At 61.5% G+C, this 23,080-nt stretch carries 18 protein-coding genes, 1 pseudogene and 1 riboswitch; of the genes and pseudogenes, 12 read left to right on the top strand and 7 right to left on the bottom strand.

Going from position 1 to position 23,080, the window contains the following annotated elements; genetic code table 11:
• Window positions 1-72 precede the first annotated feature (72 nt).
• Window positions 73-336, bottom strand: coding sequence for a hypothetical protein (locus tag ACF2JD_RS19250; protein ID WP_111910749.1), 264 nt, complete (start codon window positions 334-336; stop codon window positions 73-75).
• A 205-nt stretch (window positions 337-541) separates the two neighbouring features.
• On the opposite strand from ACF2JD_RS19250, the gene ACF2JD_RS19255 reads away from it, so the two are divergent.
• Window positions 542-1,063 carry a GNAT family N-acetyltransferase gene (locus ACF2JD_RS19255; protein WP_106885176.1) on the top strand — a complete coding sequence of 174 codons (522 nt, stop codon included), beginning with the start codon at window positions 542-544 and terminating at the stop codon, window positions 1,061-1,063.
• Window positions 1,064-1,176: 113 nt separating this feature from the next.
• On the opposite strand, the gene ACF2JD_RS19260 is transcribed toward ACF2JD_RS19255, so the two are convergent.
• Window positions 1,177-1,353 (bottom strand): hypothetical protein, encoded by a 177-nt coding sequence (locus tag ACF2JD_RS19260; RefSeq protein WP_005326732.1) that lies wholly within the window; start codon window positions 1,351-1,353, stop codon window positions 1,177-1,179.
• Between the two features lie 452 nt (window positions 1,354-1,805).
• Complete coding sequence (locus ACF2JD_RS19265; RefSeq protein ID WP_106885175.1) at window positions 1,806-3,083, bottom strand: cation:proton antiporter; 1,278 nt, start codon at window positions 3,081-3,083, stop codon at window positions 1,806-1,808.
• A 202-nt stretch (window positions 3,084-3,285) separates the two neighbouring features.
• Here ACF2JD_RS19265 and metH point away from each other — a divergent pair, with 202 nt between their 5' ends.
• From metH to rimK, 3 genes are all read left to right on the top strand, one after another.
• Window positions 3,286-6,981, top strand: coding sequence for a methionine synthase (gene metH / locus ACF2JD_RS19270; RefSeq protein WP_440987985.1), 3,696 nt, complete (start codon window positions 3,286-3,288; stop codon window positions 6,979-6,981).
• 23 nt (window positions 6,982-7,004) lie between these two features.
• A complete protein-coding gene (locus ACF2JD_RS19275; RefSeq protein ID WP_440987986.1) occupies window positions 7,005-7,808 on the top strand; it encodes an oxidoreductase in 804 nt (267 codons plus the stop codon).
• Between the two features lie 115 nt (window positions 7,809-7,923).
• The gene (gene rimK / locus ACF2JD_RS19280) at window positions 7,924-8,820 is read left to right on the top strand and encodes a 30S ribosomal protein S6--L-glutamate ligase (protein WP_025325466.1); all 897 of its coding nucleotides are present in this window, start codon (window positions 7,924-7,926) and stop codon (window positions 8,818-8,820) included.
• A 131-nt stretch (window positions 8,821-8,951) separates the two neighbouring features.
• On the opposite strand, the gene ACF2JD_RS19285 is transcribed toward rimK, so the two are convergent.
• Window positions 8,952-10,181 carry a histidine kinase dimerization/phospho-acceptor domain-containing protein gene (locus ACF2JD_RS19285; protein WP_440988074.1) on the bottom strand — a complete coding sequence of 410 codons (1,230 nt, stop codon included), beginning with the start codon at window positions 10,179-10,181 and terminating at the stop codon, window positions 8,952-8,954.
• Between the two features lie 29 nt (window positions 10,182-10,210).
• Entirely contained in the window at window positions 10,211-10,879 is a 669-nt protein-coding gene (locus ACF2JD_RS19290) for a response regulator (protein ID WP_440987987.1), read from the bottom strand.
• Window positions 10,880-10,969: 90 nt separating this feature from the next.
• On the opposite strand from ACF2JD_RS19290, the gene ACF2JD_RS19295 reads away from it, so the two are divergent.
• Both ACF2JD_RS19295 and ACF2JD_RS19300 read left to right on the top strand, forming a co-directional pair.
• On the top strand, window positions 10,970-11,386 hold the full coding sequence (locus tag ACF2JD_RS19295; RefSeq protein WP_205642637.1) for a hypothetical protein: 417 nt from the start codon (window positions 10,970-10,972) through the stop codon (window positions 11,384-11,386).
• Window positions 11,387-11,471: 85 nt separating this feature from the next.
• The gene (locus tag ACF2JD_RS19300) at window positions 11,472-11,762 is read left to right on the top strand and encodes a hypothetical protein (RefSeq protein WP_440987988.1); all 291 of its coding nucleotides are present in this window, start codon (window positions 11,472-11,474) and stop codon (window positions 11,760-11,762) included.
• A 999-nt stretch (window positions 11,763-12,761) separates the two neighbouring features.
• Here the strand turns inward: ACF2JD_RS19300 and ACF2JD_RS19305 are convergent.
• Window positions 12,762-12,917, bottom strand: a complete 156-nt coding sequence (locus ACF2JD_RS19305; RefSeq protein WP_440987989.1) for a hypothetical protein — start codon at window positions 12,915-12,917, stop codon at window positions 12,762-12,764.
• Between the two features lie 1,677 nt (window positions 12,918-14,594).
• Window positions 14,595-14,706, top strand: a riboswitch (TPP riboswitch).
• 281 nt (window positions 14,707-14,987) lie between these two features.
• Here ACF2JD_RS19305 and thiC point away from each other — a divergent pair.
• From thiC to thiH, 6 genes and pseudogenes are all read left to right on the top strand, one after another.
• A pseudogene (thiC, locus tag ACF2JD_RS19310) lies at window positions 14,988-16,993 on the top strand (phosphomethylpyrimidine synthase ThiC).
• On the top strand, window positions 16,990-18,549 hold the full coding sequence (gene thiE / locus ACF2JD_RS19315) for a thiamine phosphate synthase (RefSeq protein ID WP_440987990.1): 1,560 nt from the start codon (window positions 16,990-16,992) through the stop codon (window positions 18,547-18,549). The pseudogene thiC and the gene thiE overlap by 4 nt, the downstream one beginning before the upstream one ends.
• The gene (locus ACF2JD_RS19320) at window positions 18,539-19,312 is read left to right on the top strand and encodes a ThiF family adenylyltransferase (RefSeq protein ID WP_440987991.1); all 774 of its coding nucleotides are present in this window, start codon (window positions 18,539-18,541) and stop codon (window positions 19,310-19,312) included. The genes thiE and ACF2JD_RS19320 overlap by 11 nt, the downstream gene beginning before the upstream one ends.
• On the top strand, window positions 19,309-19,509 hold the full coding sequence (gene thiS / locus ACF2JD_RS19325; protein ID WP_111910739.1) for a sulfur carrier protein ThiS: 201 nt from the start codon (window positions 19,309-19,311) through the stop codon (window positions 19,507-19,509). Before ACF2JD_RS19320 ends, thiS begins: the two co-directional genes overlap by 4 nt.
• A gap of 1 nt (window position 19,510) precedes the next feature.
• A complete protein-coding gene (locus ACF2JD_RS19330; RefSeq protein WP_440987992.1) occupies window positions 19,511-20,278 on the top strand; it encodes a thiazole synthase in 768 nt (255 codons plus the stop codon).
• 35 nt (window positions 20,279-20,313) lie between these two features.
• Complete coding sequence (gene thiH, locus ACF2JD_RS19335) at window positions 20,314-21,597, top strand: 2-iminoacetate synthase ThiH (protein WP_440988075.1); 1,284 nt, start codon at window positions 20,314-20,316, stop codon at window positions 21,595-21,597.
• A 562-nt stretch (window positions 21,598-22,159) separates the two neighbouring features.
• Here the strand turns inward: thiH and ACF2JD_RS19340 are convergent.
• Window positions 22,160-22,939 (bottom strand): FRG domain-containing protein, encoded by a 780-nt coding sequence (locus tag ACF2JD_RS19340; protein ID WP_440987993.1) that lies wholly within the window; start codon window positions 22,937-22,939, stop codon window positions 22,160-22,162.
• Between the last annotated feature and the right edge of the window lie 141 nt (window positions 22,940-23,080).

Here is a 23,080-nt window from a genome sequence, read left to right on the forward strand (position 1 = left end):
TCTGCCTACTCCCGTCATTGGTGGTGGCAGTAATGATAATGGCTGGTCGTCCGCCTTGCCTGATGAGGGGCGTTATTCGGCCCAGGGCATCTCGGGCAGGCTGTCGAGAAACTCGGCGTAGCGGGTCAGGTTGAAGGGGCCCTGATCCGCCTCCATGGCCATCAGCTCGGCACCCAGGGCGCAGGCGATGTATTGCAGCGCCTCGTCCCGCGGGGTGCCCTTCATCACCAGCCGCATCAGGGTGGCTTTCACCTGCAGGGGATGGCCGTCGGCGAGCTGGTTTTCAACCATCTCCAGCAGCGTCTGTTCGTCAAAGAATTCGGTGGTGTCCGTCATGGGGAATGTCCTGCTTGTTGTTCTGTGGGATAGGGCGGGCAGTATAGCCGGAACCGCCGCGCGACTCATGTGGCAGGGACTAAATGTCGGCTGCGGTCGGCCGGCTTGCGGTCTATGACGGCCTCCTTTTGGCCGGGGATCTTGCCAAGCGCCCGTCATGGGGGCAGTCTTGATGGCTGTTGTTCCCATCACACGAGCCTTTGCCATGATCCTCTCCGAGCGCCTCGCCCTGCGCGAATTAACCACTGCTGATGCCCCCTTTATTCTCGAGTTGCTCAACGACGGCGACTTCCACCGCTACATAGGCGATCGCGGGGTGCGCACCCTGAGTGACGCCGAAGAGTACATACAACAGGGGCCTGCGGTCAGCTACGCCCGTCATGGGCATGGTCTCTATCTGGTGATGCGACGGGAAGACGAGGCCAGGATCGGCATCTGCGGGCTCATCAAGCGCGATACCCTGCCGTGCGAAGACATAGGCTACGCCTTCCTGCCAGCCTATCGCGGTCAGGGTTACGGCATAGAGGCGGCGCGGGCGGCTTTACAGGATGGGCGGGAGCGGCTCGGCATCGAGCGGGTCATCGCCATCGTCACCCCTGGCAACGAGCGATCTGTGGCGCTGCTGGGCAAGCTGGGTCTGGTGCGCAGCCGTCTGGTCAGGCTGAGCGAGGATGCCGACGAGTGTCTGTTGCTGGAAGCGGCCGATACCCAGGCCTGCACTGTCTGAGGGATGGCAGGGCCGTCAATCAGAAGAGGGGATCACAAGGCTGGAGGCGAGGGAGACAAGGGGGCCGCCGTGAGTTGCGGCCTGTCTGCATCTGAGGCTGCCGGTGGGCAGGATCAGTTGAGCTCTTCGATGGAGAACTCGCCAGGGATACCATCACAGGAGATGGCGAAGCCACCGCTGGAGCGGGTGCTGAACTGGATCAGAAACGCATCATAGTCATGCTCTTGCACGGGCAGGTTGATGGGTTTGCTGCGACGCAGGGGTTTGTGTGTCTGTACGGCTTTCATCATGGTATTTCTCTATATAAATTAAATAGTTGCTCCTTGTTTGGCAAATGTTAGGTCAATAGACGCGGTCAGAATCCGCGCAGGAATACCCAGCCCGAATCACGGGCGTCTGCACTATCAAGGAATATGCGGATGCATAGTTCAAATTGGGTGGGCAGATCGGGTCTGCACCGTGAGAGCCGGGCAACGCAGGCAGACAGCCTGACGGTTCTCAAGGCGAGTAAATCAGAGGAAGGTTATGTGGGTACTGGCAGGATTCATCTAACGTTGAAGCATTGCGAACATAAACAGGGCTGATTAACTAGCCGGCGCGCATTCTCTCCTCGAAATGAATAAAAAGCAAACACTAATTGTGTGATGTCGTGACGGTGGCGCATTTTTCTCTGCCACGCCGCCAACGAAAAGGGCTCCCGAGGGAGCCCTTTTGCTGTTGCCAGTCACTGCCTGCGACTGACTCAATAGTCGCCGCTGGCCTTCTTGGCGGCGGTGATCATGGGGGTGATGGTCATGCCCTGTACCACTATGGAGAACATCACCACAGAGTAGGTCATCACCAGGATCACCTCCCGCAGATCGACGCCGTGCTCCGGTAGCACCATGACGCCCGAGGGCAGCGCCAGTGCCATGGCCATGGCCAGACCGCCCCGCAGGCCGCCCCAGGTGAGGATGCGTACCGAGAAGCGGTTGTAACTGCGGAACTTGCGGAAGGCCACATAGGGCAGGGAGACGCTGATGAAGCGGGCGGCCAGGCAGAGCGGCACTGCTATGACCAGCAGGATCCAGTCTTGCCAGGCCAGATCCAGCAGCACCAGGGCCAGGCCGATCAGCAGGAACAGCAGGGCGTTGAGGAACTGATCCATCAACTCCCAGAAGTGATCCAGATGGTGGCGGCTCTGCTCGGAGAAGCCGGACTGGCGGGTCCAGTTGCCTATCATGATGCCGGTGACCACCATGGCCAGGGCGCCGGAGACGCCTATCATGTTGGCAAAGGCGAAGCCCGCGGTCGGGATGCAGAGGGTCAGCAGCAGCTCCAGGGAGCCGTCGTCTGTGGCGCTGATCATCACGTGGGCGATGAGGCCCAGCACGGCGCCGAACAAGATGCCGCCGAGGGCTTCATGCAGGAACAGGCCGGCCACGCTGGTGAAGGTGGGCTCGACACCGCCAAAGGCCACGGCAAAGACGGTGGCGAAGATCACCAGGCCGACCCCGTCGTTGAACAGGGACTCCCCTTCGATCTGGATGGCGATCTGGGGCGGCGCCTTCATCTTCTTGACGATGGCGAGCACGGCAATGGGGTCTGTGGGGGAGATCAGGGCACCGAACAGCATGCAATAGACCAGCGGCAGCTCCCAGCCCAGCAGCTTGGCGATGAACCAGAAGCCATAGCCGATGATGAAGGTGGAGAGCAGGGTCGCCGCTATGGAGAGAATGGTGATCTCCCACTTCTGGCTGCGCAATGCCTTCAGATTGATGCCGAGACCGCCGGCAAACAGCAGGAATCCGAGGATCCCCTTCAGCAGGAAGTTCTGGAAGTCGATGCTTTCCATGGTCTCGACGGCCAGAGGTTCCAGATTGAACCAACCCAACTTACCAAACAGCACCATCAGGGCGGAGATCAGCATGGATCCGGCTGTGATGGCGATGGTGGTCTGGATCTTCACGACATACTGGTTGGCAAAGGCGATGAAGATCGCCAAGGCTGCCAAGAAACAGAGTGTGTAGTAGACGCTCATAGTTATTTTTCTCTTTAGTAAACAGCAAGCACGTATCCCCGTTGAGGACGGGCATAGGGTACTCTCGGGCCACATCTTACTCATTACCCATTTGTGAGTATATGCTCGAGATTTCGGACAGATAGACGGCTAGATTTCCATTTGATTTTTTTGCTGCTAGGATGGAGCTCACGCAGTTGCATGGATGTAAGGGGTAGAAGCGGTGTCGAGCATAGAGTCGAGCAAGAAGTCGGACGTAACAAAGAAACTGGAAGCCTGTCTCAAGGAGCGGATCCTGATCATCGACGGTGCCATGGGCACCATGATCCAGGGTTACAGGCTCGGTGAATCGGATTACCGCGGCGAGCGCTTCGCCGACTGGCATACCGACATCAAGGGCAACAACGATCTGCTGGTGCTGACCCGGCCGTCGGTGATCCGCGAGATCCACGATCAATATTGCGCCGCCGGGGCCGACATCCTCGAGACCAACACCTTCAACGCCACTCGCATCGCCATGGCCGATTACGAGATGGAAGCCTTCTCCGCCGAGATCAACCGCGAGGCGGCCCGTCTGGCCCGCGCCGTGGCGGACGAATGGACGGCCAAGGATCCCGCCAGGCCGCGTTTCGTCGCAGGCGTCCTGGGCCCCACCAACCGCACCTGCTCCATCTCGCCGGACGTGAACGATCCCGGCAAGCGCAACGTCACCTATGACCAGCTGGTGGCCGCCTACACCGAATCCACCCATGCCCTGATCGAGGGGGGCGCCGACATCATCCTGATTGAGACCATCTTCGATACCCTCAACGCCAAGGCGGCCGCCTTCGCGGTGGATCTGGTGTTCGAGGAGCTGGGCTACAGCCTGCCGGTGATGATCTCCGGCACCATCACGGATGCCTCGGGCCGCACCCTCTCCGGCCAGACCACGGAAGCCTTCTATCACTCCCTGCGTCACGTCAAACCCGTGTCGTTCGGCCTCAACTGTGCGCTGGGCCCGGACGAGCTGCGCCAGTACGTGGAGGAGCTGTCGCGCATCAGCGAGACCTTTGTGAGCGCCCACCCCAACGCCGGCCTGCCCAACGCCTTCGGCGAGTACGATCTCGACGCGGGTGAGATGGCGGAGCATATCCGCGAGTGGGCCCAAAGCGGCTTCCTCAACCTGGTGGGGGGCTGCTGCGGTACCACCCCGACCCATATTCGTGCCATGGCGGACGCTGTGGCGGGTATCAAGCCCCGCGCGCTGCCCGAGCTGCCGGTCGCCTGCCGGCTGTCCGGCCTCGAGCCCCTCATCATCACGGCGGAGTCCATGTTCGTGAACGTGGGGGAGCGCACCAACGTCACCGGCTCCGCCAAGTTCAAGCGGCTGATCAAGGAGGGGCTCTATGACGAGGCCCTGGATGTGGCCAAGCAGCAGGTGGAGAGCGGCGCCCAGATCATCGACATCAACATGGACGAGGGGATGCTGGACGCCGAGGCGGCCATGGTGCGCTTCTTGAACCTCATCGCCGGCGAGCCGGACATCGCCCGGGTGCCCGTGATGATCGACTCCTCCAAGTGGGAGGTGCTGGAGGCGGGTCTCAAGTGCGTGCAGGGCAAGCCTGTGGTCAACTCCATCTCCATGAAGGAAGGGGAGGCCAAGTTCATCGAACAGGCCAAGCTGCTGCGCCGCTATGGCGCCGCCGTCATTGTGATGGCGTTCGACGAGGTGGGCCAGGCCGATACCCGTGCCCGCAAGTTCGAGATCTGCCAGCGCGCCTATCGGATCCTGGTGGACAGGGTCGGCTTCCCGCCGGAAGACATCATCTTCGACCCCAACATCTTCGCGGTGGCGACCGGCATCGACGAGCACAACAACTACGCGGTGGACTTCATCGAGGCGGTGAAGGACATCAAGGAGCACCTGCCCCACGCCATGATCTCCGGCGGCGTCTCCAACGTCTCCTTCTCCTTCCGGGGCAACGAGCCGGTGCGGGAAGCGATTCACGCAGTTTTCCTCTACCACGCCATCCGCAGCGGCATGGACATGGGGATAGTCAACGCCGGTCAGCTCGCCATCTACGAAGACATACCGGCGGAGCTGAAGGCCAAGGTCGAGGCCGTGGTGCTCAACTTGAGTGACAGCGCCACCGAGGATCTGCTGGCCATCGCCGAGAAGTATCGCGGCGCCGGCGCCCAGGCCGAAGATCCCCGGGATCAGGAGTGGCGCAGCTGGCCTGTGGGCAAGCGGCTGGAGCATGCCCTGGTCAAAGGGATCACCGACTTCATCGAAGAGGACACCGAAGAGGCGCGGGCAGGGGCCGAGAAGCCGCTGCACGTGATCGAAGGGCCGCTGATGGACGGCATGAACGTGGTGGGCGACCTGTTCGGCGCCGGCAAGATGTTCCTGCCCCAGGTGGTGAAGTCGGCGCGGGTGATGAAGCGGGCGGTCGCCTACCTGCAACCCTACATAGAGGCGGAGAAGTCCGGCGGCTCCAGCAACGGCAAGATAGTGATGGCCACCGTCAAGGGGGATGTGCACGACATCGGCAAGAACATCGTCGGCGTGGTGCTGCAGTGCAACAACTACGAGATCGTCGATCTCGGAGTCATGGTCTCCTGCGAGACCATCCTCAAGACGGCGCGGGAAGTGGGGGCCGACATCATAGGTCTGTCGGGCCTGATCACCCCGTCGCTGGACGAGATGGTGCACGTGGCGAAAGAGATGGAGCGCCAGGGCTTCAAGCTGCCGCTGCTGATCGGCGGCGCCACCACCTCCAAGGCCCACACCGCGGTGAAGATAGAGCAGAACTACTCCGAACCCGTGGTCTATGTGTCGAACGCCTCCCGCGCGGTCGGGGTGGCCCAGAGCCTGCTGAACCCCGAGCTCAAGCCCGCCTTCGTCGCCCGCATCGACAAGGAGTACGAGATAGCGCGGGATCAGCATGCCCGCAAGCAGCCTAGATCCAAGCCGGTTTCCCTGGCCCACGCCCGCGCCAACCGCCAGCAACTGGACTGGGTCGGTTATGAGCCGCCCAAGCCCCGCGAGTTGGGCGTGCAGACCTTCGAGGATGTGCCCGTCTCTGTGCTGCGCCCCTACATCGACTGGACGCCGTTCTTCCTGAGCTGGGAGCTGGCAGGCAAGTATCCGCGCATCCTGGAAGACGAGATCATAGGTGAGGAGGCGACCAAGCTGTTTGCCGATGCCAACGCCATGCTGGATCAGTTGGAGAAAGATCAGAGCGTGCGCTGCGCCGGCATCATCGGCTTGTTCCCGGCCAACGGGGTCGGCGACAGCATAGAAGTCTACAGCGACGAGTCCCGCACCGAGGTCATCAAGGTGCTGCACCACCTGCGCCAGCAGAGCGAGAAGCAGGGCTTCCCGAACTACTGTCTGGCGGACTATGTGGCCCCCAAGGAGAGCGGCAAGCCGGACTGGATCGGCGCCTTCGCGGTGACCGGTGGCATCGGCGAGGAGGCCATAGCGCAAGCCTACAAGGCGGATCACGACGACTACAACGCCATCCTGATCCAGGCGGTGTGCGACCGTCTCGCCGAGGCCTTCGCCGAGTACCTGCACGAGCAGGTGCGCAAAGTGCACTGGGGCTATGTCCCCGACGAAGCGCTCTCCAACGAGGAGCTTATTCGCGAGAACTATCAGGGCATCCGCCCGGCGCCCGGCTACCCCGCCTGCCCGGAGCACACCGAGAAGGGCAGCATCTGGGAACTGCTGGGTGTGGAGCAGGCCATCGGCATGAAGCTCACCGAGTCCTACGCCATGTGGCCGGGGGCGGCAGTGTCCGGCTGGTACTTCTCCCACCCCGAGAGCAAGTATTTCGCGGTGGCGCAGATCCAGCCCGATCAGGTGGAAGACTATGCCCAGCGCAAAGGCATGACGCTGGTGGAGGCCGAGCGCTGGCTGGGGCCGAACCTGCACTGATTCTGGCCGCCCTGGAGAAGCCTGTGGTAGCTACCCTGGCCCAGCAAGCTCGCCTGCAGGCCCTGCTGGCGGATCCCGAGGTCGCCCCCCGGGTGCTGGCGCTGGATCACTGGATGGCCCGCAACGCCGTCCAGCGGCTGCTCAGCGGCGGGCTGGGGGATGATTGGTGGCCGCAAGCCGGGCAGACCGGCCCCATTTCGCCGGTCACCCTGGCCGACGTGGCCTCGGTGGAGGGCTTCCTGCTGGAACCCTGCGGCCTTGACGAGCAGGGGCACCCCTATGCCCTCAACTTCGCCACCGGCGAGCCGGATCGGCGGGTCCTGCGTCATCCCGACGGGGTGATCCTCGACATCGGCACCCATCTGCTGGCGATGATCCGCGAGCTGCTGGTGGCCCTCGGCGGGGATGACAGCTTGACGCTGGTGGTTGACGGGGTGGCCGACAGGCTGGGCCAGCCCATCCCCAGTGGTGATCTCGAAACCGCCGAGGGGCGCGCCTGCCTGCGCGGCGAGGCGGCCGGGGTACCCCTGAGGCTCTGGCTCGACAAGTACGCAGGAGCCGGGGTCGAGAAGAAGGGGTTATGCCTGCATCTCAAGGATGGGCGGCGCATCGAGCTGCTTCGCAGCGGCAATCTGGAGTGGCTACATTTTCACGGCGTCGATGGTATGCGGGGCTGGCAACATGAGGGGCCCCTCTATCGCGACTGCATAGCCCAAACCCTGCTGGCGCCTGTGCCGGTGGGCGGCTGGGCCGGGACCACGGCGCGCCGGTTGCAGGAGGTGGCGCTGCTGCTGAGCCTGCAGCAGGCATTGCGTGGTCCTCATTGAATCTGGTATTCAGCGGTTCTTGCAGAACGCCGAATGGTGAGGGGAAAGGATTGGCGTTGCCAGTCGTTCATGGCACCTTATACTCTCCAGTCCGATTATCAGGTCTGTCATTTCCATGAATATTGCCATTTTATCCCGCGAGCCCAACAACTACTCCACCCGCCGTCTGGTCGAGGTGGCGCAGGCGCGCGGGCATCAGGTCGAGGTGCTCGACACCCTGCGCTGCTACATGAACATCGCCTCCCACAGCCCCTCCATCCACTACGAAGGACGGGAACTGGAGAGCTATGACGCCGTGATCCCGCGCATCGGTGCCAGCATCACCTTCTATGGCACCGCCGTGCTGCGCCAGTTCGAGATGATGAATACTATGGCCCTCAACAGCTCGGTGGCCATCAGTCGCTCCCGGGACAAGCTGCGTGCCATGCAGCTGCTCTCCCGCCACGGCATAGGCCTGCCCATCACCGGCTATGCCCACAGCACCCACGACGTGCCCGACCTCATCACCATGGTCGGCGGGGCGCCGCTGGTGGTGAAGCTGCTGGAGGGGACCCAGGGGATAGGCGTGGTGCTGTGCGAGACCCAGAAGGCGGCGGAGAGCGTGATCGAGGCCTTCATCCAGACCAACAACAACATACTGGTGCAGGAGTACATCCGCGAGGCCAACGGCGCCGACATTCGCTGCGTGGTGGTGGGTGGCAAGGTGGTGGCGGCCATGCGTCGTCAGGCCCAGCCGGGGGAGTTTCGCTCCAACCTGCACCGTGGCGGCGAGGCGTCGGCCATCAAGATCACCCCGGAAGAGCGGGCGACAGCGGTGCAGGCCGCCAAGATCATGGGGCTGGACGTGGCCGGGGTGGATATCTTGCGCAGTGCCCGCGGCCCCCTGGTATTGGAGGTGAACTCCTCCCCCGGTCTGCAGGGGGTCGAAGCCGCCTCCGGCAAGGATGTGGCGGGCAAGATCATCGATTTTCTGGAGCTCAAGGCGAGTCGCAAGCACAAGCCGGCGGAATAAGCCGCCCTCCCGTCCTCTGCAAACAAGGCGCCCTCGGGCGCCTTGTTGTTATCTGGCTTGTGGGCTTGCCGGGGAGTGCCTGTTGTCTCCCTTCTCCCCGCGCGGGAGAAGGGTCGGGGATGAGGGGGGAACTATGCCTGCGTGAGGTCGAGGGCGTTCATCGCCAGCCTGGCGCTGAAAACACCATCCTCCAGCCGGGTCTCTATCTGCCAGCCCAGCTTCTCGCAGATGCGCTGTATGATGGTGAGGCCGCAGCCGTAGCCCAGGATCTGATCCGGCGCCGCCGCGGTGGGATTGCTGATGGTGAGCACCTGCCCCTGAAGCGCGATCTCGATATGACCCTCGGCGTAGCTCAGGGCATTCTTCAGCAGGTTGCCCAGGGCGATGGCGAGCAGGGAGAGAGGGGCCTGCACCTCGCTCTGCTCGTCCAGATTGAGGCGTATGTCCAGGCTTTCGCGCTGCAGCAGGGGGGCTAGGCGCGCCAGCTCCCGCTGGATCAGCGGTGCCACCAATTGCGGGGGGCGCTCGACCGCCTCCTTGCGGCCCAGCAGCAGGAAGGTCTCGGTGAGCAGGGCCATCTCGTCGCTGGCGGCCCGAATGCGGCTGGCGGCCCGGGCGGCGGGGGCGGGCAGGTCGCTCACCTTGCCGAGCAGGGCGGCTGAGCCCTGGATCACCATGTTGGGGGTGCGCAGCTCATGGCTGGCGAAGCGGCTGAACTCCTGTTCCCGGGCAAACACGGCGGCCACCTCGTGCTTGCCCGCCAGCAGCGCCAGCTCGATCTCCCGCAGCTCCTGCCAGGGGGCGTCCGGCACGAAGTCGACCTGATCCGGGGTGAGGTGGGCGACGCGCTGGCGCAGCCTGTCCAGAGGGCGGGTGATGTGGCGCACCAGCCAGATGCCGAACGCTATGCAGCCGAGCAACAGGGCCAGCCCGATCAGCCGGGTGACCAGGTGCAGCCTGTCTTCGTAAGGATCCAGGTAGTCGTCGGCGTCGTCGTTGAACACCAGATAGAGCAGGCCCTGGCCCGAGGGGTGAGCGCGCACCAGGAAGTGTTTGTCCTCCTCCCCCAGCTGGTGCTCGAAGAAACCGGGGGTCTGGTAGGGTTTGAGCCAGACGGGCAGGCGTCCCGCCTCCGTCCAGTAGCTGGAGAACTGGCGCGGGCTGGGGGCGGGTGCCGCCTGGCCGAGCCGCAGCCAGTCATCGTTGTAGCGGGTGACCTCGGCCTCCAGCCAGTGGCGCAGGCTGAGCTCCTCCATCTTGTTCTCGGCCACCACCATCAGCAGGCTCAGGATCAGCAGCAGCAGCAAGCCGGCCCCGCCCAGCGCCAGGATCAGGCGCTTGCGCAGGCTCGGCAGGTTCAAGGCTGGCTGGCTCGGGGAGGCCGGGAGGCTCATGGTTTGACCAGCCGGTAACCCTGGCCGTGCACTGTCTCCAGCATGGGGCTGGGGAAGGGCTTGTCCAGGGCGTTGCGCAGGGCGTAGATGTGGCTGCGCAGGGCGTCAGAGTCGGGCTCTTCATCCCCCCAGACGGTGTCGAGCACCTCCTGGCGCGTCACCAGCTGGGGGGCACGCCTGACCAGCAGGGTGAGGATCTGGAAGGGGATCTTGCCGAGCTTGAGCTCCACCCCGGCGCGGGTGGCGCGACCCGCGCCGGGATCCACCTCCAGCTCGCCAAATGCCAGTGCCCCCATGTCGCTGCGGGGGCCGCGAAGGGCCAGGGCCTGCAACCGCACCTCCAGCTCCTCCATGGCGAACGGCTTGACCAGGTAGTCGTCGCCCCCCGCCTTGAAACCTGCCAGCTTGTCGTCCAGGCTGTCGCGGGCGGTGAGAAAGAGCACTGGGGTGGCGATGCCGTCCGAGCGCAGCCGCTCGACGGTGCGCAGGCCGTCGAGGCGCGGCATCATGACGTCCATGATGATGACGTCGAAGCGCTGCTCCGCCAGCAACTGCAGGGCGGCCTGGCCGTGATAGGCGCAGTCCACCCTGTGCCCGGCCAGCACCAGATAATCCATGACGGTCTCAGCCACCTGGGGACTGTCTTCCACCACCAGTATTTTCATGCTCTGATCTCCTGGTTTGGGCCGAGATTTCACGGCCATTTCACACCGGATGAGACATCCTGTGTGCCAGTGTAACCCCGAGGATCCCCGATGAAGAAGTCTCTCTGCGCCCTCTGGCTATTGATTTTATTGCCCTTTGGTCTGGTGCAGGCGGCCGAGTTCAAGCTGACCGGCCGCACCAGCTGGCAACTGGGCCAGTTGATGGTCAACGGCATTCCCTTCGTGATCGATGAGCAGACCCGCTTCAAGGACGGTCTGGACGAAGACGATCTCGGTGGCACCTGGGTCGATCTGGAAGGGGTGATAGAGGGAGATAGACGGCTGGTCCGCGAGGTGGAGCCGCTGGAAGAAAAGCATGAGATGGAGCTGGAAGGGCCTGTGGCGCAGGGGCGGATCTGGGGCTATGTCACCTCGGACGACAGCCTGGCCCCCTTCGAGGGGCGCTGGCTGGAGCTGGAGTGCCGCTTCGACGGCATGCGTCTGAGCCGCTGCCGGGAGGACGACTGAGCCGCCACACCAGTCGACCGGAAAAATTGCCCGTCCAGGCCCATAGTTAAACCTCCTCGCTGGGTTGACCATGGGCCTGCTTGCTATGACCAGAACCGCATTGTTCCTGCTGCTCTCCTTTCACGCCCTTGCCGACGAGCCCGAACTCTGGCTGGTGGAGCTGGAGCACAACGACGGCATCCGCCTGCAATTTCAGGGGGCCGAGCTCGAGCTCGGCAGCGCCGCACTGGCCGGGGTGCGGGTTTCCAGACCTCAAACCCGGCATGAAGCTCGCCCTGCTGGTGGCCGATGGCGTGCCACCGAACATATCGCCTTCTGGCCGCCAGAGCTCCGCTGGCCAATCAGCCCTGGCAGCGGGGCACCTTGCTCGCCGTGACGGGTCATGCCTTCGATGATCTGGCAATAACATTCACGCTGGCAACCCTGGCTCAACGGCAGCCCCGCCACTCAACCGGGGCGTGCGCTGGGTGACCCGTGACGAGACGGGCCCGCCGATTCTGGTCCCCCATGCCGGTAATGCAGAGAGGTAGCGTCATGATCCGTTCTTTGAAGTGGATGTTCTCGAGAGGTATTGCAGGGATTGAAGTGATCAGGGTGTCCTTGGATAGGTAAACTCGAACAGTTTCTGTTTATCCTTATTAATCCCCTGAATACGCGGGTTGGTTTCAGCCGCCGCATAGTTGATGAGAAAGTACGCCTGGCAGCCATTAAATAATGACTGTCACAATATTTATGAGCCGTCTTGCTCTGGGTGTCGAATAAAAATGGCGGTCTCACTGGTGGCGAGGTCTTTCCTGTATCACCATTATTTTGAAGTTTGTCATGGATGTTTTTCCGCCTTTGGTTTATTTGCCCTATTTGTGTCAGGTTTTGTCGGAGTCCATACCAGCAAATGAAAAAGGATATTTTCTACACAAGGTAACAATCATATGGAACCAGTATGCCATCCCTGACAAAATTGCTGGGGTCATCCCCCTCCTGCAGCATATATTCAGAGAATATTTACCGTCCCATTCTTTGATTATCTTGCCTTCTTGTGCTCTTTCACAATCTGGCGTTTTTGGCGTCTTCATCTGTTTTTTGAGCTTTGCTCTTTGTGCTGCCAGTCTCAGGTGCAGGCGGCTGAACCTGTCTACCCTGATAAAAATAACTGTAGCTAGGTCAAGTGGGCGGGCCTTGATGTTAACACCAACGTTGTCATAAATGCCTGTGTTGTCTACATAGGCTGCCGTTGTGACCGTTTTCTTGAATGAGTAGGTGCTGTTATCGATAAACTGGTGTTAAGCCGCATGGGGCACTATAAAGACCAAATATTGGAATTTGGATTATATTATTTGTAGTGTCATATAGGCTGTTGTTTGATAGGTAGTTCCAATCAAACAGGGCACTGCTTGGCGTGATTACCCTCTTCGTTATCCCAACTCACCGGTTTTTTATTTTGCTTGTATCCAACCCAATCGATATCCAGGCGGGTGATGAGGTCGATGTTCAATGGCGGCTTGTCCAGTGTTTTACTGCTGCTACCAGCCATTCAAGTTATCTCGCCCATTCATAGTCATCATAAACATCATCCTTGTGTTAATGAACTGCATCCATTGTCGGGAAAGATTATGGTCGAGCTGAAAAATGAGCCTCACATGCTGGCGCCATTTGGCTGGCTGATAACGGGACCGTTAATTCTGGGCGGCTGCTCCGGATATCGTTGCGGGGAACACAGAGATCTCGATGTTCTCCCATCACCCAGAAGCGCCTCGCCGATGAGGGGTTCTCATCAGAATTTTTACCCTCTCCAACCTCGTAGCTCAACTGGTGCAGAGCCATGGTCAGGTCACCGAGAGATCCTAAAGCCTGGTCAAGACCATCACGGCCGTATAATTTCATAATATCAATACTGCTAATTTTGCCCCAGCAGGTGGTGGTGACCCTGAAGTACGATGCTCAAGGCCACCATGCTGAATATATCTTTCCGATTAATTCTGAATATTGAAGTGTGGGCACCTACATGGGATCTGAGCGACTGATACTGTCATGACACACCAATATAAAAGTTTCAGTGGCCGCTGGTTGGAGAAACTAAAAAACTGGCTTGTCATCATATCCGGCCTGCGAGCACAGGCGAGCTGGGCCTCCCAGACCAGCTTCGCCTGTTTTCAGCAAGAGGTCTGTGGCGACGACCGAGAGGCGCAGAGCGTCAAAAGCTCGGCATGATGGGGCAGTGGAAGCGCGCCCCAACGGCTGGGTCATTATGGGGCCTCACTCCAGCCTGCCGGTGCGGTGCTATCCGACCCCTCGACAAGTCCAACATCTCCTGGATACCAGATGGTGATACGAGTTCAAGGCGGCTGGTACATGACAGTGCGAATTTCATCAAACCAACCAGTTATGAAGGGCTTCCTATCTCGGCTATGCCTGGGTATACCCATCCTGAGAATCGGATGTGCACACCTTTGCCGATCGGCCCGTTCCGTGGCGACAAGTGCGAGCATGGTTATCGCTATGTGGTGACAAGACCTCCATCAAGGTGAGCAATTTTGCCTACAACCTGGATCCTGACAGTTTCAAGCTGGCGATGTGAATCCGTGAATTGAATGTGGTGGATGGTCACAGCGACATCAATGTTATGACGACCCTGCGCTACGATAACTGGTCCAAAAACCTATGGCCTGAGCGAGGCGGTGACTGGATTCTGTTGCTCGAGAGCCAGTGCCGGCGATATCGAGCCCATTGGCTGCCCCATGACCCGTGCCAGTCATGAAGATAGGCTGTTACAGGTTTGGCGTAGCTACCTCTTGCCGATGATGGTGAAGGCGATATTTTTAATCTTACTGGTATGGATCTGGACAGGTCGAGGCCCTTGCCAACAAGGAAAGGCCAACAGTATCCGCTACCATGGATATCATTTTCAACTAACTGGTGGGATTGCAGGCCCCTTTCAGCAGAACGGTCTGCCTGTTCTGCCAATAACCTGGCCACTGCTTGCCCTTCCACCGTTACAGGTGATTTCAGTGCCGAGAGCCATTTGCCGGCAACAGAACAGCTTGGCGTCATACAGCCACTCAAGCCGTGCGCAACCAGTCCTTTGTTTGGAATGGCTCGTGGCTCATTGTTAGCGAAAAATTCATGGTTGAAACCGGGATGGCCCGGTTGTTGTTTGCACTGGTCGGTCTTGTTAAAAGCTTAAGCTTTCCATTTCCCCATATATACTGGCGCCATCTTGTCGGAGTGCTGACCGTCGAACGACGCGAAGCTGAGACCGTTAATTCGGGATCCGTGGAACCTGATCAGGTTAAACCTGCGAAGGGAACAAGGGTAACTTGCGGGTTACCGCGCCGGGGGGAGGAACAAGCCTCTTCCGCTCATCGAAGGGATAACCCTGATGGCAAGTCAGGGCGACAGGAGGGAGTCTGTCCCGTCCGGTTGTCCAGCACGTGGGGCGCCTTGTCCACAGCGTGGAGAGCGGGAAGTGGCAGAACAGCAGAGCGGAATCCATCCCGCGCGCGCACTCCCTCCCGAGATAAACACCCCGCCGCAAGTTCATCTTCTCCTCGAACTCCAGACAAGCAAACACCCATAACTTCAACCAGTTAATGTGAGTTTTGCTATGTCTACTTCCGTATCTGATACCGCCAAATCCAGCCGCCGCGAGCAGCGCTCCAGCGCCCAGGCCTTTATCGACAGCCTCAAGGGGATGGCTCATCCCAACTCCCGCCGCATCTTTATCGAAGGCTCCCGCCCCGATATCCGGGTTCCCCTGCGGGAAATTGCCCTGGCCGACACCTTCGTCGGCGGCACCAAAGAAGAGCCCCAGTTCGAGCCCAACGAGCCGGTGCCGGTCTACGACACCTCTGGCCGTTACGGGGAGGAGGGGGTCGCCATCGACGTGCGCCGCGGCCTGCCGCGCCTGCGGGAGAACTGGGTGCTGGAGCGGGATGATACCGACGAGCTGCCGGGGCTCAGCTCCACCTTCACTCAGGAGCGGCTGGCCGACGAGGGGCTGGATCACCTGCGCTTCGATAGCATCTGCCCAAGCCGCGCCGCGCCAAGCCGGGCCGCCGGGTGACCCAGCTGCACTATGCCCGTCAGGGGATGGTCACCCCGGAGATGGAGTTCATCGCCATTCGCGAGAACATGGGCCGCGAGCGGGTGCGCTCCGAGCTGCTGCTGCGCCAGCATCCGGGTCAGGGCTTCGGCGCCCGCCTGCCGGAAAACATCACCCCAGAATTCGTGCGCGATGAGGTGGCCGCCGGCCGCGCCATCATCCCCAGCAACATCAACCACCCGGAAGCCGAGCCCATGATCATCGGCCGCAACTTCCTGGTGAAGATCAACGCCAACATAGGCAACTCGGCGGTCACCTCCAGCATCGAGGAGGAGGTGGAGAAGCTGGTCTGGTCCACCCGTTGGGGCGCCGACACCGTCATGGATCTCTCCACCGGCCGCTACATCCACGAGACCCGGGAGTGGATACTGCGCAACAGTCCTGTGCCCATCGGCACTGTGCCCATCTATCAGGCGCTGGAGAAGACCAACGGCATCGCCGAGGATCTCACCTGGGAGCTGTTCCGCGACACCCTGCTGGAGCAGGCCGAACAGGGGGTGGACTACTTCACCATCCACGCCGGCGTCTTGCTGCGCTACGTGCCCATGACAGCCAAGCGCCTCACCGGCATCGTCTCCCGTGGCGGCAGCATCATGGCCAAGTGGTGCCTCTCCCACCACAAGGAGAACTTCCTCTACCAGCATTTCCGCGAGATCTGCGAGATCTGTGCCGCCTATGACGTGGCCTTGTCACTCGGAGACGGTCTGCGTCCGGGCTCCGTCTATGACGCCAACGACGAGGCCCAGTTCGCCGAGCTGCACACCCTGGGGGAGCTCACCAAAATCGCCTGGGAGTACGACGTCCAGGTGATGATAGAGGGGCCGGGCCATGTGCCCATGCACATGATAGAGCGCAACATGACGGAGCAGCTGGAACACTGCCACGAGGCACCCTTCTATACCCTGGGCCCGCTCACCACCGACATAGCCCCAGGCTACGATCACTTCACCTCCGGCATAGGCGCCGCCATGATCGGCTGGTATGGCTGCGCCATGCTCTGCTACGTCACCCCCAAGGAGCACCTGGGGCTGCCGAACAAGGAGGACGTCAAACAGGGCCTCATCACCTACAAGATCGCCGCCCATGCCGCCGATCTTGCCAAGGGGCATCCGGGCGCCCAGATCCGCGACAACGCCATGTCCAAGGCGCGCTTCGAGTTCCGCTGGGAGGATCAGTTCAATCTGGCGCTGGATCCCGAAACAGCCCGTGCCTATCACGATGAGACCCTGCCCCAGGAGTCCGGCAAGGTGGCCCACTTCTGCTCCATGTGCGGCCCCAAGTTCTGCTCCATGAAGATCACCCAGGACGTGCGTGCCTACACCGCCGAACTGAATGCCGCCAAACTGGAGGCGGTGGAGATCAAGCTGGTGGGCATGGATGGCCAGCAGGAGCGAGTGGTGGCCGAGGTGGAAAGCGGTATGAACCGTATGGCCGAGACCTTCAAGGAGAAGGGGGGCGAGCTCTATCATCAGGCGGCGGCCCTCAAAGAGGAGCGGGAAGAAGCATGAGCACCAAGCCCATCGTCTGGACCATAGCGGGTTCGGACTCGGGGGGCGGTGCCGGCATCCAGGCCGATCTGCACACCTTGCACGCCCTCGGCGTGCACGGTTGCTCAGTCATCTCCGCCATCACGGCCCAGAACTCGGTGGCGGTGAAGATGGTGGATCCCGTGCTGATGCAGAGCTTCTGCGCCCAGATCGACGCCCTCGGCGTCGATCTTCCCCCGGCCGCCGTCAAGATCGGTCTGCTGCCGACCCGGCTCCATGTGGAGGTGCTGGCACGTCGGTTGGAGGTGATCGCCGCCCCCTTCGTGGTCTATGACCCCGTGGCCATCGCCAGCAGCGGCACCCCCATGGCGGAGCCCAACATGCTGGCGGCGGTGCGCGAGCACCTGCTGCCCCGCCTCTCCCTCATTACCCCCAACGGCCCCGAGCTCGAGGCATTGACCGGCATTCCGGCGACCAGCCCGGCGCTGGTGCGGGCGGGGGCGGCGCGACTGCGCGAGCTTGGCGCCCGCGCCGTGCTGGTCAAGGGGGGGCATCTTGAGTGGAGCAGGGATCTCTGTCTGGACTACTACCAGGACGAGAGCCGCGAGTTCTGGCTCGCGGCGCCGCGCCTCGATACCCGCCACGGCCATGGCACCGGCTGCTGTTACGCCAGCGCCATCGCAGCGGTCCAGGCGCTGGATTATCCGGTGGAGGACGCCATCACCCTGGCGCGTGCCTATCTGCAGCAAGGGCTGGCAGGGGCGCAGGGGGTGGGGGCAGGCCCCGGCCCCATAGCCCATCTCGGCTGGCCGGTGGATCTCGCTCACTTCCCCCGGGCAGTGCTGGCGGGATCAAGCCTGGATCGCCGCTTTGGTCTCTATCCTGCCAGCGAGGCCCACCTGCCCGGGGGCCCCTTTGCCGCGACCGAACAGCATCTGGGTCTCTATCCTGTGGTGGATTCGGTCAAGTGGCTCAAGCGTCTGCTGGAAGCCGGGGTCAAGACCCTGCAGCTGCGCATCAAGAACCTGCCCGCCGCTCAGGTGGTACCGGCAATTACCGAGGCGGTGGCCCTGGGTCGCCGCTTCGGGGCGCGGCTCTTTATCAACGACCATTGGCAGCAGGCCATAGCGGCCGGTGCCTATGGGGTGCATCTGGGGCAGGAGGATATGGGATCAGCCGATCTCGCCGCCATTCAGGCCGCCGGCCTGCGTCTTGGCATCTCCACCCACGGCTACTTCGAGCTGATGCGGGCCCGGGAGCTGGCGCCTTCCTATATAGCCCTGGGTCATATCTTCCCCACCAACACCAAGCAGATGCCGTCCCGCCCCCAGGGGCTGGTGCGGCTGCACCACTACCGCGCCCTGATGCAGGACTGGCCCACTGTCGCCATCGGCGGCATAGGCGAGGATCGTGTGGCTGCGGTGAAGGAGAGCGGGGTAGGCAGTATCGCCCTGGTCTCCGCCATCACAAGGAGCGACGACTGGCAGGGGGCCACGGCCCGATTGCTGGCCGCCGTGGGGGCCGGGGATCCGGCGCGCTCCGCCATAGCGGTGCAGGAGGTGGCACATGCGCTCTGACGAGGCGTCTCTTCGTGACGAAGAGTATCTGAGATACGGCAGGCAACTGATGCTGGCCGAGATAGGGGAGGAGGGGCAGGCGCGGCTGAAAGCCAAGTCGGTGCTGATCGTCGGTCTGGGTGGCCTCGGCTCGCCGCTCGCCCTCTATCTCGCTGGGGCCGGGGTCGGCACCCTGTGGCTGGCCGACGGCGACGTGGTGGATTCCAGCAACCTGCCGCGCCAGATCCTGTTCGATGGGGAGGGGCTGCGCCGCTCCAAGGCGGAGCTGGCCCGGGAACGGTTGGCGGCCCACAACCCCCACGTCGAGCTGATCGCCATCAACCAGCGTCTCGACGCCCATAGCCTGCCAGCCTTCGTGGCCGAGGTGGATCTGGTTGTCGACTGCTGCGACAACCTGGCCAGCCGCCACACCATCAACGCCGCCTGCGTGGCCCAGGGGAAACCCTGGATCTCCGCCGCCGCCGTCGGCTGGCAAGGGCAACTGATGGTGCGAAGCGCGCCGGAACATGCCTGCTACGCCTGCCTCTACCCGGCGGATACCGAGATCAAGGAGAGCTGCCAGAGCAGCGGCGTCACCGGCCCCCTGGTGGGCGTGATGGGCTCCCTGCAGGCGCTGGAGGCACTGAAACTGCTGCTCGGGCGCCCCAGCCCGGTGGCGGGCACATTGCGCCGCTTCGATGCCCTGGCCCACGAGTGGCAGACGCTGCGCCTGCCTGCCGACCCCGACTGCCCGGTGTGTGGCAGCCATAAGGATGATCAATGAATATTCGATTGAACGATATCGAACTGACGCTGCCCACCGGCCAGCGCCTGACCGAGCTGCTGGCGGCGCAGGAGATTGCCCCCCAGGGGGTGGCGGTGGCCCTCAATGGCGCCGTGCTGCCCCGCAGCCGCTGGCCAGAGACCCGCCTCAATGACGGGGACGAGATCCACCTTTTCACTGCCATCGCCGGAGGCTGAGATGCTGACCATTGCGAACCACACCTTCTCATCGCGCCTCTTTACCGGCACCGGCAAGTTTGCCCACCCCGAGCTGATGGCGGCCGCCATAGCGGCGAGCGGCTCCCAGCTCGTCACCATGGCCATCAAGCGCCTGGAGCCTGGCAAGCGCCACGACGACATCCTCACTCCGCTGCTGGCCCTCGGGGTCAAGCTGCTGCCCAACACCTCGGGCGCCAAGACGGCCGCCGAGGCGGTGTTTGCCGCCCACCTGGCCCGGGAGGCGCTGGGGACCAACTGGCTCAAGCTCGAGATCCACCCCGATCCCAAGTACCTGCTGCCCGATCCCATAGAGACCCTCAAGGCCGCCGAACAGCTGGTGAAGGAGGGCTTCGTGGTGCTGCCCTACTGCGGCGCCGATCCCGTGCTCTGCAAGCGGCTCGAAGAGGTGGGCTGCGCCGCCGTCATGCCGCTCGGCGCCCCCATTGGCTCCAATCAGGGGCTGGTGACCCGGGAATTCCTCTCCATCATCGTCGAGCAGGCCAATGTGCCCGTGGTGGTGGACGCAGGGATCGGGGCGCCGAGCCACGCGGCAGCGGCCTTCGAGCTCGGCGCCGACGCCGTGCTGGTGAACACGGCCATTGCCGTGAGCGGCGATCCTGTCGCCATGGGCCGCGCCTTTGCGCTCGCCTGCGAGGCCGGTCGCAGCGCCTATGAGGCGGGCCTCGGGGCGCGCGGCAGCCAGGCCCAGGCCTCCAGCCCCCTGACCGATTTTCTGGGGGCGTTATGAGTCATGATACGGGCTTAGGGCGAGAGCCAATGGCAATGCCCTCTTTCGACGCGTCCCCCGATTCTGCCGCACTGTGCCCCCCTCTCGACTCTTCACAAAATAAGGGAGAGGGGCTGGGGGTGAGGGGCGAGGCTGACTCGGCTCTTGAATGGGGCGAGCCCTGCGCTCCTCCCCCTCCCAAGGGGGAGGCCGGGAGGGGGTTGGATTTTGCCGACCGCTGGCGCGAGCTCGACTGGGACGACGTAGGCATGCAGATCCGCGCCAAGACGGCCCTGGACGTCGAGCGGGCGCTGGCCAGTCCACGGCGCACCCTGCAGGACTTTATGGCGCTTATCTCCCCTGCCGCCGAGCCCTTCCTGCACCGGATGGCGGAGCTGGCGGAGCGCCTCACCCGCCAGCGTTTCGGCAATACGGTGGGCTTCTATGTCCCCCTCTATCTGTCGAACCTCTGTGCCAACGACTGCTCCTATTGCGGTTTCTCCATGAGCAACCGCTTGAAGCGCAAGACCCTGAATAGCGAGGAAATCGAGCGCGAGTGCCTGGCCCTCAAGGCACGCGGCTTCGACAGTGTGCTGCTGGTGACCGGCGAGCACGAGACCAAGGTGGGCATGGACTACTTTCGCGAGCAGCTGCCGCGGATCCGCCGCCACTTCAGCACCCTGGCGATGGAGGTGCAGCCCCTGTCGCAAGCCGAATACGCCGAGCTCAAGACCCTGGGGCTGGATGCGGTCATGGTCTACCAGGAGACCTATCACGCCCCCGCCTACGCCCGCCATCACCTGCGCGGCAACAAACAGGATATCGCGTGGCGCCTCGCCACCCCGGACCGGCTGGGGCGCGCCGGGGTTGACAAAATTGGCCTCGGCGCGCTGATCGGCCTGTCGCCGGACTGGCGCGCCGACAGCTATTTTGTCGCCGAGCACCTGAGCTGGCTTGAGCGTCACCACTGGCAGAGCCGCTATTCGCTCTCCTTCCCGCGCCTGCGCCCCTGCACCGGGGGGCTGGAGCCCGAGGTGACCATGTCGGACCGTCAGCTGGTGCAGCTTATCTGCGCCTGGCGCCTCTTCTCGCCGACCCTGGAGTTGTCGCTCTCCACCCGGGAGTCCCCGGCGTTTCGCAACGGCGCCCTGCGCCTTGGCATCACCCAGATGTCGGCGGAATCCCGCACCCAGCCCGGCGGCTATGCGGAAGGGGACAAAGAGGAGCTGGAGCAGTTCGCCATCCACGACGATCGCTCTGTGGGCGAGGTGGCCGATGCCGTGCGGCAGGCGGGGTTGCAGCCGGTGTTCAAGGACTGGGAGGCGTTTTTGGGCCGATAGGGGCGGCCAGGGCCCCCTTTGTCGGTGGCATCCGGGCGTCCAGCCAGACTCCGTGCCTGTGGCAAGCAGGCACGGCTGCTCCGTACAATCGTAGGGTCGATTAGCCGTCAGGCGTAATCGTCCGCTTTGTGGTGTGTCTGATGGATGGCTCGGCTGTGCCGAGCAGGACGCGAGGCCGCTGGCCTCGAAGGGGTTTCGCCCGCCCTTCGGGCTTGGGCGAGTAACTTTTCTTTGCGTGGCCAAAGAAAAGTCACCAAAAGAAAGGCCACCCCCGCTTATTCGCCCGACTGCGTCGGGTGCCTTCGGCTCACCCGCTTGTCCGACGGCACGCGGCGACGGGCCGTCCATGGCCCGGCGTCGCTCGCTCGACATCCTGTCTCGCGGTCTGGGCAAGCGGGCTCGCCTCAGCGAATAAGAGGGGGAACAATACCGTGCCCGCCATAACTTCAAAGTCAGCCCTATGGTGCAATAAGCGGAGCGCATTGCACTGCTTATCGGTATTGGAGGCCTAATATAGAGGTGCAATTCACTTCCTTCATTATACCCTACGGCATTGCAGTAGTTAGTCACACCCAACCTCTCTTTTTATTCTTGTGCATAAAGAATCCAAGTCTTGATAAATGAATTCTTCATCTATGCCAAGTTTGGAAAGATTTGATAACATTTTAAGCTTTTCATCTCGGCCTTTGACATTAATTCTTATTAGTCGAAAGCTATTTGAATCATCCATTATCATGTCAATGCTATCATTCTCAGAGCCATGAACAGTAAAGCATCCTTTTTGAGACGACACGCGTTTGTTGGACTGGCTCGCGTTAATTGCAATAGGTTTTTTTGGTAGGCTTGAAGTCTGAGGTTTCAAATTAGGTGGCAAGTAATCATCTATGTTCACACTTCCAACCCTTTTCGATCTTATTTCCGCAGGGCAGTAAACTCGGTTAATACCAATAGTAATTTCATTTAATTCATAAGGGCTGATGCACCATACTGCGCCTATATTTTCAGACTCTAAGTCTGAAGATAGAGCAAAATATAATGCGACTAAGGCAGACTCAGACCAATCTAACATGCGTGTTGGTAAGCCATGATGTTGCATTAATGTATATGTTTCCCATTCATTTAATGGATAACCATCCAGATAGGATTTATACGAAACTAGAAATCTGTGTTCAAGCGATGCTTCATCATCATGTAAATTTCTCCATATTATTCCAGGAACAGGTTTAAAAGTATGGTTTGATACACCACGAAACCATAACTCATTTAAATTGCCAAAGTTTTCCATTAATTGTACATATTCAGTTAAGCTGGAAACTTCAAATTCATGTTCATTTTTTATCATGGCGTAGCAAGTGTCCTTAATAGCGTTTATGTTCTGATTGATAGTGTGTAGTTAAGTTTCTGAGACAGAGGGTAATGTTGCTCTTCAACTTCAATTGTATGACGATTTACTATAAACAACCAATGCTCGTACGGCGAGTTA

Source organism: Aeromonas ichthyocola (assembly GCF_046087985.1).
GTDB classification, from domain to species: Bacteria; Pseudomonadota; Gammaproteobacteria; order Enterobacterales; family Aeromonadaceae; genus Aeromonas; species Aeromonas rivipollensis.